Below are 14,384 nucleotides of genomic sequence, written 5' to 3'. Positions count from 1 at the left end.
AATTAAAGAGCTTCAAGAAGCTTTTCCATATGACCAAGATTATTAACTCGCAATATGAGCAGTCCGAAATTTTACAAGTGTTTGTTGATGCAATAGCGAGCGAGATTACCCAGGCCGACCTTGTTGGCTTTTTTCTCAAGCAGCCGGATGGAACGTACAAGGGCTATAAAGGCAATAAAATGCCTGTCGATATAACAGAGCTAATCATTGATCCATTGAAGGACGCTTTCGTTCACGATATTATGGAGAATCGTACGATTGGCTACATTCCCGATACGAGCAAAGACAATCGCATTGACGATACGAAAAAAAATCTGCTGAGCATCAAGTCGATTCTCGGGATTCCGGTTATTGTCGATGATAAAATATTCGGCCTTGTGTTCGTTCATGACTTTGGCAAGCCTATGAATTTAACGCAGGAGCAAATGGATGTAACGGAAGCGTTCGTCAATATGGCCAGCGTGGCGATCCGCAATTTGCAAATGTTCGAGCAGTCGCAGGAGCTGCTGGAGAAGCAGCAATTGCTGCTTGATGCAACGAAGTCGCTGTCCAAATCGCTGTCCGTGCGCGAAGTTTTGAAAACCTGCTTTTATTATATGCAGCGTGCCAGCGGCTCCGATGATGTTGCCATTCATCTGTTCAATGAGAAGGATCGGACAGTCGAGCCTTTCCATCTCTCTTCTCTGAATGTGAAGGAGGAGGACTGGCGCGGGAAGCATCGTGATGTAATCAAGCTGAACATCGACAGCGACAAGCTGTTTTACGAAGTCATTATGCACAAGAAGGCGATTTTCATTCCGGATGTTTTTGCGGACGAGCGTCCTAATCATAAAGCGTGTGAAATGTTTGGTATTAAAAGCTTGCTCGCGATTCCGCTTGTTGCCAAGGGCAGCGTATTCGGCATTATTGCTATTCCGTCAATTCATAAACCTACAGCATATGAGGAAGGCAAAATAGAGTTTTGCCATTCCATTGCTGATGTAACGGCAACGGCTTTGTCTAATGCTCTGCATACCGAGCATTTGGATCAGGCGGTGAGCGAGCGCTCGATGGAGCTGCAGCAGGCGAACTTCAAGCTGGAGGGGCTTGTCAAGGAACTCGAATACTTAAACGAACTAAAAAATGATTTCATTGCAACGCTGTCGCATGAATTGAGAACGCCAATCACTGCAATCAAGGGCACCGTCGATATTTTGGGCAAAGGGCTGCTTGGTCAATTAAACGATGCGCAGCATGATTTGCTTGATACGGCGGGCAGATCCATTGAACGTTTATTAAATCAGGTAAACGAGCTGCTTGATTTTGCCAAGATGGAAAATGGGAAATTTGAGCTCAGCTACAAGGTTGCCGATTTCAATGATTTAATTCATGAGGCTGCACGGATCGTCCAGTCGCTGGTCAATAAGAAGAAAATCAACCTGGAAATAGAAATCGAAGAGACGGCCGACATGATTATTCAGGCCGATCGGGAACGCATTTTGCAAATATTGCTGAATTTGTTGTCCAATTCGGTGAAATTTACGCCGCAGCAAGGCCAAATTACGATCCGTGCTTCTTCTGACGATGAACATTTGAAGCTGGAAGTATGCGACAATGGCATCGGCATACCGCTTGAGAAGCAAAAAAATATTTTCACGAAATTTTACCAGGTTAACAATCAAATTAATGGCACGGGGCTGGGGCTTGCTATCTCCAAGCAGCTGATCGAACTGCATGGCGGTCAAATCTGGTTTGAAAGTAATGAAGGAGCAGGCTCCATATTTACGTTTATGCTGCCAAAAAGGGGGCGGAGATAATGCGTGCTATCGAAGCGGGTCTGCGCTTTTTGATCAAGCAGGGGGTTAAATATATATTTGGCATTCCTGCGGGTTCGATTAATGCCCTTTACGATTGTTTATATGATTTGCCAGAGCTGCAGGCGGTAGTCGCCAAGCATGAGACAAGCTCGGGCTATATGGCGGCAGCTTATACGCGAATCACCGGCATCCCGGCAGTTTGCGTGGGCTCCAGCGGCCCGGGAGCGACTAATTTGGTGACACCAGCAGCGAGCGCATGGAAAGAGAAGCTGCCCGTCATCTTCCTCACTGGCTCGGTACCATCGACGAAGCTGGGCAAAGGAGGCGCACAGGAGCTCGGAGCTGATCCGATTTTTGCGCCTGTCACAAAGCTCAGCCGAATGGTAACGAATGCGGAGGAGCTGCCAGCGGCTATTGCCGAGGCGTATTGGACGGCGATTAGCGGGGTTCCGGGACCCGTGCACCTGTCAATCCCTATCGACCTGCAAATGGCTGATATAGGCGAAATGGTACTGCCTCAGCTGCCATTAATACAAGAGCAGATGGAACCGGTAAATAAAGTGCTCATCAACGCGGCCTTGCAAGCCGTGCTGCAAGTTGGCGAGCGGGGAGCAATCTTGCTCGGACATGGAGCGAAAAGCGCCCCGGCGGAAGTGCTCGAATTTGCGGAGCGGGCAGGCTGGATGGTCGCCACGACGCCGCGGGGCAAAGGAGCGTTCCCTGAGAACCATCCGCAATCGCTTGGTGTGTACGGACTGGCCGGCAATGATAAAGCGGTTGAATTTCTAAACAGCGATGGCCATAAGCTTCTTCTGGTGCTGGGGTCAAGCCTCGGCGAGCTTGCAACCTGCAATTGGGAAGCACGGCTGGCCGCAGGCAAGCAGCTTATTCATGTTGATTATGATGAGCGGGAGCTTGGACGCTGCTATGAAGCGGACATTGCGCTGCATGGTGAAATTGCAGATGTATTGCGCGAACTGAGCGCAGGGCTTGCCCACGCCGGAAGCGGTTTGACCGCAGAGAGAAAAATGCTGCTGGAGCAGCTGCATCTTGCACGGTTAGAGGCGGCGGCGGATGCTTCGGCGATGGAGACGTGGAATACACGTACAGCGATCCATCTGCTTGGGGCAAACGCTCCGGAGCAAACCCGCTTTTACATCGATATCGGCGAATTCATGACCTATTCGATTCAAAATTTGCTTATTCGTGAGCAGCAGCAATTCGATATTAATATTAATTTTGGCGGTATGGGTTCAGGCATAGCGGGCTCGCTAGGTGCGAAGCTTGCAGAGCCTGATCGTCCCGTGCTTTGCATAACGGGGGACGGCTGCTTTTTCATGCATGGCCTTGAAGTAATGACGGCGAAAGAATACGGTTTGCCAATCGTTTTCGTAGTCATTAACAATGCTCGACTGGGCATGGTATACCATGGTCATATGCTGCAATACGAGCGTTGTCTCAGCGATTTCTCGCAGCAGCGCGTCAGCATTGCAGCAGTCGCACAGTCGCTTGGCATCCGCCATGTGCAAGTTGAATCCACGGAGCAGCTTCAAGCCGAGCACGTGCAGCAGTGGTTTGCTGAAGGCAAAAGTGGACCTATCGTCGTAGAAATTATCGTGGATGGCAATGAAATTCCGCCAATGGGCGAGCGAGTGAAGTTTTTGCAAGGCGCGACGTATTAAGGCTCAAACAGGAAATGGTCAATCTGAAAATAAAAACGCTAAGCCATCGGACGATGAGGGCTTAGCGTTTTTTATTGTGGACTAGGGTGTGTATTCAAACCGGAGTCAGCCTGCAACTCCTTGCTCTAAGCTTATTCGCTGCTGGAGAACCGATGCCAAACTCATCTGGTGACTCAAAAATTAGACTTGAGAACCAAAACATGCGATTGTTACTGAAAACACGATTGCTTAGACCACACAGCTACTTGGGGCCGCTCCCCCTTTTTTGGCGGACTGAGGTTCCGCTATTCTGGATTTTGGCCCGGTTTCAGGCTTTAAGCGGACAGGAAAGCCTTAATCCCTCTCATTATCCCGTCAAAATGGTCATGTACAGCGCAATAGCGGCTCCTGAGTCCGCAGCCTGTGCCTTAACCCATGATTCTGTTGAAATAGCGGCTGCTGTGTCCGCCAAATCTATCTTTGTTCAGGGTATATTCACTAGCAGAGGCCAAACGTTTGACGCTAAATTTGATCACGATCTGGCTTGCTTACGTTTGCATACACGCCCTAGCTAAATTTTAAACTTTTTCACTTCTTCAAAGAGTGCATTGGCATGCTGGGTCAACTCATTTGATCGCTCAGAAATGCTCGAAATAAATTCAAACTGCTCCTGCGTCGAGGAAGCAACTTCTTCCGTCGAAGCTGCGCTTTGCTGCGACATGGCTGCTACACTGGCTATGACCTCCGAAATTTTGCCGGCATTATCGTCCAGCTCCATCGTCGAGACAGAGACGGCTCGAATTTGGCTGCCAATACCGTCAATGGATTGTTGAATTCGCTCGAACGAATCCCGCGTCTCATTTACCGCTGCTACTTGTTGCTCCACAAAACCTTCCGCATGCGACACCTCGCTTACACTCTGACGGCTAGCCGCCTGAATTTCATCCAGCAGCACAATGATGTCGCCAGCGGAGCCAGTAGACTGCTCAGCAAGCTTCCTGACCTCGTCTGCCACGACTGCAAACCCTCGTCCGTTCTCGCCAGCCCGCTCTGCTTCAATAGCCGCATTTAAGGCAAGTAAATTCGTTTGGGAGGCGATGCCGCGAATAATACCGACAATAACTTCAATTTTTTGCGATTTATCTACAAGCAGGGCGATAGACTTGCCAACGCGATCAATCGACTGGCGGTTGTCTGCTGCAAGCTTCACCTGATGATCCACGGCCTGCAGGCCTGCATTCATTGCGCTTCCTGCTTCATTTATCATCGCGACGGATTGTTCCACACTGTGGCTGATGCCGCGGGCAGATTCGCTCATTTCAGACAGCCGCTCGGAGCCTGCATAGACGGAATCGGCCTGCGAGCTTGAGCCTTTCGCCAGCTCTTCCGTTGCCAAGGCAATTTGCTCAGATATCCTGCGCGTATTATTCGTATGCTCGTCCATTTCAATGGAGACGCTGTGAACTTGGCTCGCAGACTCGGCAACCTGCTTGAGCAGGACACCTAATTTATCTGACATGTGGTTAAAGGCTGTGCCCAGCTCAGCAAATTCATCCTTGCCTTTTAAAGTCACCCTCCCGGTAAAATCGCCTTCCGACATTTGCTGGGACGTTGCCCGCAGCCTTTGCAGCGGTTTGACGAAGCGCGTGGCTATAAAGTAAGATGCCGCCAAGACGATAAGCAATGTAGCAAAAATAATGACAATATATTGATTACGAAGCTTGTAATAATCGGCAAAAGCAACCTTTTCTGAAATGACGGAGCCTACAATCCAGCCGGTACTAGGTATTTGGTTGTAGTAAAGCAAATAGGTTTCACCTTCAAAGCTGAAGGTCTGCTGGCCCATTTCATTAGCTTGCATGCCTGCAAGAAACGGCTTCAGCTCCGCATTTTCCGCAGCAGATGTATTGACCTGCTGTTCATCAGGATGTGCTAAAATCATGCCCTTCTTATCCAGCAGAAAAGCATAGCCAAGATCATCCAAATTAATTTTTTCTACCGTTTCCGTAATAGTCGAAAGCAGCAGGTCGCCTGCAACGATGCCTTGGATGCCGCCATTTTTGCCGCTTACCGGCATAGCAATCGATACGGCGAATTGTTTGGTCATCGTATCCTGATACGGATCAGTAAAGATGAGCTTGTTCGCTTGTTTGGCCTCTATATACCATGGACGCTGGCGAGAGTCGTAGCCAGTATTCGGCGACCAAACAGCGCCATTCATGAATGTTCCGTCCGATTCGCTGCCAAAGTAAAAGTCAGACATGTTTTCTTTGTTCGTACCGAGATTCATAATTGAAAAATAATTTTCAGTGAGTTCGCCTTCGGGAATGCCTTCCTGAATTGCAAAACCGAGCGTTTCTACTACTTTTGCATTGCTGCTCAGCCAGCTGTCAAGTTGGTTGGCAGCGGAAGCCATTGCTCCATCGAGCTTGGCATCTACCCCGCGGGCAGCCTGCTTCTCAATTTGATAAAGCCCCACCGCAACTAATGGGGTGGCAGCAAAAAGGACTGTTATCGCAAACATTAACATTAATTTCATTTTGAGTTTCATTCAGTCACCTCTATTGAATTGGTAAATTTGTGAATTTGTTACTTAAGGACTATATCGTCAAAGCATGCAATAATATTAATACTAATTTTGCAATAAAATAAATTTTCATTAAAAATCTAATGAAAAATCCGTGTAATAGGATGCTTGATCCATTATTGGAATACTTAAGGTAACCACTTTCTGAAAGCAGGGTCATATTGACCACAGCTGCCGCATACATATAAAGTGGGAGCGAAGTTTCAAGTCACTTGCAGAGGAGAAGCCGGAACGAAGGAGCATTTTGAACAGCAATGGAGGTATGAAAATGAGCGCTGAGCTACTCATTCAATTACTCGTGCTTGTCATCATGATCATCGGGCTGGCGAACAAATCGGGAAAGTCCTGAATGCAAAATGCATAAGGAGGACGGAAAGCCGGAGCATGCGAACGTGCTGCTCCGGCTTTTTGACGTGTTTATTAGCAAGCGGGCATGGGCAGCGGGGAAGACTTGCTTTTCTAACCGAAAGGTTATATACTTACAATTATAAAGTTACAATATAACTCGAAAGGGTGTTTATAATGAACGTAAAAGGAATCCACCATCTATCTGCCATGACAGGCAGCGTATCCTTAAACTATAGCTTCTACACGCAAGTGCTTGGCATGAGACTGATTAAGAAGACGGTAAATCAGGACGATACCTCGGCTTACCATCTCTTTTATGGCGATGAGAGAGGCAATCCGGGTACGGAATTGACGTTTTTTGATTTCCCCGGCATTGGCAGCAATCGTCCAGGCGTTAGCAGCATCTCCGGTACATCGCTGCGTGTAGCAAGCGACAAGGCGCTGGAATATTGGCTTGAGCGTTTTGACCAGCACGAGGTTAAACATTCGGAAATTACGCCATTTGCCGGTCGCAGCGTCATCTTTTTTGAAGATCCAGAAGGGCAGCAGCTTGCTCTTGTCTCGGATGAAACGAACAGCGGGGTTGCAGCCGGAACACCTTGGGATCGAAGCCCTGTGCCGGTAGAATACGGAATTACCGGTCTTGGTCCTGTAAAACTGACCGTCCGCAAGCCTGATTCAACTGTTGACGCACTTAAGCTGCTGGGCTTTGAAGAAACAGGCCGCGTTCCTGCTCTCGTCGAAGGACAGGACGATATTATTATTATGCAGGCTCATGAGGGTGGCTCTGGCTCTGAAATACAGGTAGAGCCGCGCAGCGATTTATCCGTTGCTGGCCTTGGCAAAGGCGGTGTTCACCATGTTGCCTTCCGCATAGAGGATAAGGAAGAACTAATGGCGTGGATCGACGTGCTGAATAAGGCGGGCTTGCAAAACTCCGGCTTTGTGGAGCGCTACTACTTCCGTTCGTTATATTTCCGCGAACCGAATGGCATTTTGTTCGAATTGGCTACAGACGGTCCAGGCTTTGTAACCGACGAGCCTTTCGAGACGCTTGGTGAATCGCTTGCGCTTCCTCCGTTTCTGGAACCGCGCCGCGAAGCAATCGAAGCACGGTTGAAACCGATTGATACGACGCTAAAGTCATAAGGCATAAGGCCTACTGAAATGAGGCTTGCTGAGTTGTCATTGTTCTCCAAATTCTTTTATACTAATGTGTAAAGCGAATGGAATGGGGGAAAAGCATTGAAGCTGACTGAAAATGCGGTACTGATCGTTGACGAAGAAGATGTTTCCGGAATGTATTGTTATCGTGATCGTGACGCTATAGATTTCGTTGATGGCTTTAAATTTGAAGTGAAGCTTCAGGACATTGTCGTTAAGCCAGGAAGCATTGCCTCTGTGCAGTTTCCAGAAGATTTGTACAATGAACCCGAAGAGATTAAGCAGGCTGTATATACGGCGATTAAGGAATTAGAACAAGAAAATGGGTAAATACTTGCCCAAAAGCTAATAAACACGCAACCCATTTATTAGGTTGGATGGAGCATTCGGAAGCTCTTCCGGATGCTCTATTTTATTTTGCGTTTAAATATAGGATCACCAGCAAAACGCAGAACTTGCCAAGTTAGTTGCCATTCCAGTTCTACAAGATGTCAATTTTACAGGGCTTAGGTCTGGGAAAAAAACTAGACTCGTAATAGCGGGGGCTTTTTGTCATATGGAGATAAGAAAATATTATATTTTTTGTAACCATGTAGAAAATGAAGGGTATTTATGGTAAAGTTCCTATAAGGTCCTTTTTGAATACGCTTCCATATCGTCGCATCTGTATAGGACAACCTATTAAAAAGGAGGAATTGAAGTGACAAAGAAACGCTGGTCAAAAGCTTTTTTAATGTGCTTGGCATTTACTTTGCTGCTTGGGGGGATAAGCTTGGGGCAGGGGGAGCAGGCTAGCGCAGCGGACAATTATAAATTTGATTTCGGCAATGGCGGTGTGGCCTCTGGCTACATTGGCGTCTCCGCTACGCTCGGCTATTCGGCTTCGACCGGTTATGGCTTCAACACACCAGCCAATATGCAAAATGTAAGCGCTTCCGGTACGGGTATAGGCAGTGATGCAGTACGCTTCCTGACATTCGGTACGAAGAGTACAAATACATTTAATGTAGATTTGTCGAACGGCCTGTACGAAGTGAAGGTTATGCTCGGCAATACGTCGAGAGCGAGTGTGGCCGCAGAAGGCGTTTATCAAATTATGAATATGACAGGCAATAATGCGACGGACTCTTTTCAAATTCCAATTACCGATGGTCAGCTTAATATTTTGGTAACGGAAGGCAAGGCGGGTACTGTTTTTACGCTTAGCTCGCTGGAAATTACGAAAATCTCGAACAATCCGGTAACGAACCGGACGATTTATATTGGCGGCGACTCCACGGTCGCGAATTACTATCCACTGGCAAGCAGCGTACAGGGCGGCTGGGGGCAAATGCTGGAGCAATATGTAAACGGCAGCACGTTCAAGGTGCGGAATATGGCGACAGGCGGGCAATTCGCGCGAGGGTTCCGGGATGATGGACAGCTGGAAGCGATTTTAAAATATATTAAACCGGGCGATTATTTCATTCTCCAGTTCGGCATAAACGATACGAATGCGAAAAATGAAACGACCGAAGCTCAGTTCAAGGAAATTATGCGCGATATGGTTACTCAGGTCAAGGCGAAGGGAGCGACCGTTGTCCTTTCCACGCCGCAAGGCCGCGCTACTGATTTTAATGCGAGCAATGTTCACAGCTCAACGGGAAGATGGTACAGAGCCGCGACAATGGCGCTGGCTGCCGAGGAAAATGTGACGCTCGTTGATCTCAATGTGCTGAGCTCGGCCTATTTCACCTCCATTGGCCCTGCAGCGACTTTGAACCTATACATGAGTGGCGATTCGCTGCATCCAAACTACGCAGGTGCCCAGAAGCTCGCCCAGCTTGTGAAAAACAATCTAAGCAGCCAAGGCTTGAGCGGTTTTTAAGAAAATAGCCGGTGTGCAGCGAGAAATTCGCGGCATGCCGGCTATTTTTCATTTAAAATAAAGGAAAGTATATAATTTTTCTATTCTTTCTCTATATTCCACCCTCGAAACGGTAGCTTTGCCGCCAAAGGTCGGCGAAAGCCGTTTACGCTTGTTTTCTCCTGCATAGAGATTTGATATACTACTCAGACAGGAGGCTGAAAAATGGAAAATACTTATGTTGTTGAGCAAGCAGGGATAGAGCAGTTGGATGAAGCGGCTATGTTATTTGATTTGTACCGTATGTTTTATGGACAAGCCCCGGATGTGCAGGGAGCGCGCCGCTTTTTATTCAATCGCTTTGAGCAGCGGGATTCGGTCATCTTTATGGCCAAGCATTCCGGGAGTGGGGAGGCAGCCGGCTTTACCCAGTTGTATCCTGTATTCTCCTCGATATCAATGCAGCGTTCCTATATTTTAAACGATCTATACGTTTTGGAATCCCACAGAAAGCAAGGCGTAGCCCAATTGCTGCTGGACCAGGCAAGAAGCTATGCCAGCCTGCTGCAAGCGAAAGGCATTGAGCTGTCTACCGCTGTTATGAATGTGCAGGCTCAGCGGCTGTATGAACGCAATGGCTATACACAAGATGCAGAGTATAAGCATTATTATTTAACGTTATAAACTAATTAGTTAATGCCATGAATTATTTATACAGATTCGCCAAGCAGCTTGTTTTTGCCTTATTTAGGCTTGAGGCACTAGCACAGCCGCTCTGGCGGATTTTTTAATATAAGAATGTATAAGTTTCACCCTTATAATCGCCTTATATTACACCCTCGAAACGGTCGCTTCGCCGCCCTCTGGCGGCGACAGCCGTTTACGCTTGCTGCCCAGCAGATTAGTGCCGACAACCCCCGCAATAATGAACAGCGAACCGATGACATGATACATCGTCAGCTCTTCCCCGAGGAAAAGGGCACCGCCCGCCATAGAAACGATCGTCGATAAATTGGTAAACACACTCATTTTCGAAGCTTCGATCCGTCCCAAAATGTAATTGGACGTCAGAGAAGTGATGAGCGAGGAAATAACGCCCAAATAGAAGATGGATAGCAGGAATGATCCGCTGCGCAGCGGCGTAAGGAAGCTGTCCATCGTCCCTGCAGTCGTGTGCTGCACCAATGATATAGAGAGAAACACGCCAAAACCAATTCCAAGCATTAAATACGTAAGTTCAGCTGGGCTAAAATGCTTGGAAAGCGAGCGTGCAAGCACGCTATAGCCGGCAAACGCGAAGCAGGTCAGAAACAGCAGGGAAATGCCAAGCATATTGGATAAGTCGATGCTGCTGCCCTTCATCATGAAAATGAACACAACGCCAAATACCGAGAGGAAAATCGATAGCTTTTGCAGCAAGGACGTCCTTTCTTTCAGAAAGATGGAGGCGATGATCATCGTCACAACGGGCGTAAAGGCATATAAAATGCCGCCTTCAGCGGAACTTGCATGCAGCAGGCCAAAAGCCTGAAGGGTGAAAAAGCCGAGCGGATACATCGCTGCGAGCAGCAGCGCTTTAAAAAGGGGCTTGCCGCGATAATTCAGCTTAATCATGCCCAGTGCTACAGGGATTGTCATGATGAGAAACGAAAATGCAAACCGGAACGTGAGCGTGTCTAGCGGCTGGGCGCTTCCGAGCGACAGCTTGGCGAATAAAAAGGAGAATCCGATAATGACGGCATTTAATACAGCGAATATATAGGCGAGCTTAATACTTTTATCTTTCATAGGTATGACTTCCTTCCTAAGGTTAAGCGAGGTCGTGTTCGCGAACGGCTCATCTGTTAATTTAAAGATAAACCATTCGGCAGTGCCGCACGATAGCTGATTTTGCGAACTGTATCAATACAGTTGGGAGATATACGGTATAATCATGGGAGAAGGAAGACAGCTAGAGCAGTAACAGGAGCAGGGAGGGACAGCATGAAAAAGTATTTTGCGATTTTGTCCGACATGGAAGGGAAAATTCGCGACGGGCATTACCGTCCAGGCAGCAAGCTGCTGTCTGTTCGCAAAGCTGCGGAGCAGTACGGATGCAGCACAAATACGATTACCCGTGCGTATGCAGAGCTGGAGAAGCGCCATGCGATTTATTCTATCCCGCAGAGCGGCTATTATGTGGTGGACAAGGATGGCGGCGGAAGCGGGAAAAATGAAGTCGACATTCAAAGAGAGGGCATCGATTTTTCATCGGCATCGCCGGATTTGTTTGTGTTTCCGTATTTGGATTTTCAGCATTGCTTGAATAAAGCCATTGATACGTACAAATATCATTTGTTTACGTATGGCGATCCTCAAGGAATGGCTGAGCTTCGCGAAACGCTCGTTCGCCATTTGGCTAATGATCAGGTGTTTGCGAAAACCGAGCGGATTTTCGTGACGTCAGGCGCTCAGCAGGCGCTGGAAATATTGGCGAAAATGCCTTTCCCAAACGGCAAGCATACCATTCTCGTCGAACAGCCGACTTATAATCTGTATTTGCGATTTCTGGAAATCGAGCAGCTGCCGACAGCGGTCATTGCCCGCACCACGGCTGGGATCAGCTTGCAGGAGCTGGAGCGGTTATTTCGCAACGAGGATATTAAATTTTTTTACACGATGTCGCGTTATCATAATCCGCTGGGCACCTCCTACACAACCGAGGAACGGAAAGCAATTGCTGCCTTGGCGAAAAAATACGATGTCTACATTGTCGAGGACGACTATATGGCAGATCTAGGGGTGGAACGGGGGTTTGATCCGATTTATAGCTATGATTTGACGGAGCATGTCGTTTATTTAAAAAGCTTCTCGAAAATCATTTTTCCCGGCTTGCGCCTTGGGGCTGCTGTATTGCCGGAACAGCTCATTGAAACGTTTTACCGCCATAAAAAATACGGAGATACGTCATTCCTCTCCCAAGCGGCATTGGACATTTATATTAAAAATGGGATGTATGAACGCCATAAGCGCGCCATAAGCAGCCTGTACACCTCGCGAATGCTGTTGCTGAACGAAGCGCTCGATCGGCATAATGGAGCAGGGCTTATTCAAGCTTCTGGAGTGAGTTCGGGCATCTACACCCAATATAAACTGCCTATTACCGTCAATATGGAACAACTCATGGAACGGCTATCAGCAAAGCATATTCGGACTGTCGACGGGAAAGGCTTTTATTTGCCAGGGTATCTGGAGCGGGAGAAGTTTTTGCGAATCAGCATCTCCCGGGCCAGTGAAGGGCAAATCGATGAGGGCATAACGGCTATTGTGGAGGAAGTAAAGCGGGCTAATCATTTTTATTAACACGAATGAGCTATATTCCTCTATTCATAATAGAGTGGGGCGAGCTTAACACCTTGAATAAAGACGGGATCATGAAAGGGAAAAAGCATGCTCCCAGGCTGTTTGGCCAGCTCATTCAGCCTGCGGATGGAGGCGAGCGCCGCCTCGTCGCCACCGCTTGCTGAGCCCGGCAGCTGTTCCTGCTCAAAGTTTTCGAGGAAATCGCCAGCATCGAACGTGAGCACGAGCCTTGTCCCGCTTGGAAGCGTTGCGACAGCAGATTGATGGCCCGGCGTATGTCCGGGTGTTGAAATGATTTGCAGGCCAGGCACCAGCTCGGCGTCGCCATCGAAAAGCTGCCAATCGATATCTGGAAAGTCATAATCCTCCGTAATATTGCCCAAGAAGGGCGGCGTCTCCGTGGCGAAAATATACTCTGCGCGTTGAACGTACACTTTGGCATGCCGGAAAAGCTTCAAATAACCAGTATGATCGGCTTCCATATGAGAAAGAAACACGCGGGTAACATCGGCTGGCTGAACACCAATGGCGTTCAACTGATCCAGAAGCGAGTGGGCGGGACGGACGACAGGAAGGGCGCTCCAGCCGCGGCTCGTATAAAATTGCTTCGCGAGCTCGGGATCGCGGAGCCTCGATTCATCTAAGCCTGTATCCATTAAAATCCATCCTGTATCGGTATCAACCAAATAACAGCATATCGGCTCTGCAATCATAATGCGGCTATCGCCGCCTCGCAGCGACAACGACTTGGGCACCATTTCATATCCTACTAGCAGGACATAGAAGCGTTTAATTGATGTCATTAAAGATCCTCCTTTTTCATCGGTCAGGCATGAAGCAAATCTACAATTTCCCGTTTTAATTGAATGAAGGGCTCTGAATCTCGGAGCGCTTTATTTTGGCGCATAGCAGCCGGAATTTCAATTTCGCGGACGATGCGCCCCGGGCGGCTTTTCATCACATATAGACGCTCAGATAGAAAGATGGCCTCATCAATATCATGCGTAATAAACAAAATAGTGGCGTGCTCATGCTTCTGAATGTTCATGAGCAGCTCCTGCATATCGCTGCGTGTCTGGGCGTCCAGAGCGGCAAAAGGCTCATCCATTAGCAGCATTTCCGGAGAATTGGCTAATGCTCTGGCGATGGCGACGCGCTGCTTCATTCCGCCCGACAGCTGCTTCGGATAAGCATCAGCAAATTTCGTCAAGCCGACCAGCTCCAAATATTTATCCGACACTTCGCGCCGCTGCAGCTTGGGAGTTCCTTTCAGCTCCAAGCCAAATTCAATATTGTCGCGTACGGTGAGCCAAGGAAACAGCGTATAGGATTGGAAAACAACGCCGCGGTCTGCGCCAGGCCCGGTTATTCGCCTGCCCGCTATGGAGGCGCTGCCGGAGCTTGCTTCCTCAAGGCCCGCAAGCACCCGGAGCATCGTTGATTTGCCACAGCCGGACGGGCCAACGAGCGTCACGAATTCATTTTCTAAAATATGTGCCGAAACTTGATCCAGCGCAGTAAAGCTGCCGGATTTGGTTGTGTAGGTTTTGGACAGGCTGTCGATGATAATTTTGCTGGATCTGGCTGCTTGGCTTGCGCTGGCTGTATGCGGCTCCGTTTGCAAGGGGAAAGTATTCATC

The 14,384-nt window shown here is 48.3% G+C and carries 11 protein-coding genes; 7 read left to right on the top strand and 4 right to left on the bottom strand.

What is annotated here, in order from left to right; genetic code table 11:
* The first annotated feature begins 29 nt into the window (after positions 1-29).
* Both AC6B99_RS12660 and AC6B99_RS12655 read left to right on the top strand, forming a co-directional pair.
* Positions 30-1,796 carry a sensor histidine kinase gene (locus tag AC6B99_RS12660; protein WP_162241932.1) on the top strand — a complete coding sequence of 589 codons (1,767 nt, stop codon included), beginning with the start codon at positions 30-32 and terminating at the stop codon, positions 1,794-1,796.
* Complete coding sequence (locus tag AC6B99_RS12655; protein ID WP_496663471.1) at positions 1,796-3,478, top strand: thiamine pyrophosphate-binding protein; 1,683 nt, start codon at positions 1,796-1,798, stop codon at positions 3,476-3,478. Before AC6B99_RS12660 ends, AC6B99_RS12655 begins: the two co-directional genes overlap by 1 nt.
* Before the next feature lie 550 nt (positions 3,479-4,028).
* Here the strand turns inward: AC6B99_RS12655 and AC6B99_RS12650 are convergent.
* Positions 4,029-6,008 carry a methyl-accepting chemotaxis protein gene (locus tag AC6B99_RS12650; protein WP_496663470.1) on the bottom strand — a complete coding sequence of 660 codons (1,980 nt, stop codon included), beginning with the start codon at positions 6,006-6,008 and terminating at the stop codon, positions 4,029-4,031.
* Positions 6,009-6,566: 558 nt separating this feature from the next.
* Between AC6B99_RS12650 and AC6B99_RS12645 the strand changes: the two genes are divergently transcribed.
* The 4 genes from AC6B99_RS12645 to AC6B99_RS12630 all read left to right on the top strand — a co-directional run bounded on the left by AC6B99_RS12645 (position 6,567) and on the right by AC6B99_RS12630 (position 10,086).
* Positions 6,567-7,541 carry a ring-cleaving dioxygenase gene (locus AC6B99_RS12645; protein ID WP_496663469.1) on the top strand — a complete coding sequence of 325 codons (975 nt, stop codon included), beginning with the start codon at positions 6,567-6,569 and terminating at the stop codon, positions 7,539-7,541.
* Positions 7,542-7,637: 96 nt separating this feature from the next.
* Positions 7,638-7,886, top strand: a complete 249-nt coding sequence (locus AC6B99_RS12640; protein ID WP_494860260.1) for a hypothetical protein — start codon at positions 7,638-7,640, stop codon at positions 7,884-7,886.
* Positions 7,887-8,289: 403 nt separating this feature from the next.
* Positions 8,290-9,423, top strand: coding sequence for a rhamnogalacturonan acetylesterase (locus tag AC6B99_RS12635; protein WP_496663493.1), 1,134 nt, complete (start codon positions 8,290-8,292; stop codon positions 9,421-9,423).
* Between the two features lie 204 nt (positions 9,424-9,627).
* A complete protein-coding gene (locus AC6B99_RS12630) occupies positions 9,628-10,086 on the top strand; it encodes a GNAT family N-acetyltransferase (RefSeq protein WP_056040494.1) in 459 nt (152 codons plus the stop codon).
* Between the two features lie 147 nt (positions 10,087-10,233).
* Here AC6B99_RS12630 and AC6B99_RS12625 read toward each other — a convergent pair whose 3' ends face one another.
* Positions 10,234-11,190: a DMT family transporter gene (locus AC6B99_RS12625; protein ID WP_056040493.1), complete on the bottom strand. Its 957-nt coding sequence runs from the start codon at positions 11,188-11,190 to the stop codon at positions 10,234-10,236.
* Positions 11,191-11,385: 195 nt separating this feature from the next.
* Between AC6B99_RS12625 and AC6B99_RS12620 the strand changes: the two genes are divergently transcribed.
* The gene (locus AC6B99_RS12620; protein WP_496663468.1) at positions 11,386-12,744 is read left to right on the top strand and encodes an aminotransferase-like domain-containing protein; all 1,359 of its coding nucleotides are present in this window, start codon (positions 11,386-11,388) and stop codon (positions 12,742-12,744) included.
* Between the two features lie 20 nt (positions 12,745-12,764).
* Here AC6B99_RS12620 and AC6B99_RS12615 read toward each other — a convergent pair whose 3' ends face one another.
* Together AC6B99_RS12615 and AC6B99_RS12610 are read right to left on the bottom strand one after the other, a co-directional pair.
* Positions 12,765-13,547, bottom strand: coding sequence for an N-acyl homoserine lactonase family protein (locus tag AC6B99_RS12615; RefSeq protein WP_496663467.1), 783 nt, complete (start codon positions 13,545-13,547; stop codon positions 12,765-12,767).
* 23 nt (positions 13,548-13,570) lie between these two features.
* Positions 13,571-14,383: an ABC transporter ATP-binding protein gene (locus tag AC6B99_RS12610; protein ID WP_496663466.1), complete on the bottom strand. Its 813-nt coding sequence runs from the start codon at positions 14,381-14,383 to the stop codon at positions 13,571-13,573.
* Between the last annotated feature and the right edge of the window lies 1 nt (position 14,384).

The organism is Paenibacillus liaoningensis (assembly GCF_059609455.1).
This window is presented reverse-complemented; position numbering and strand designations above follow the sequence as displayed.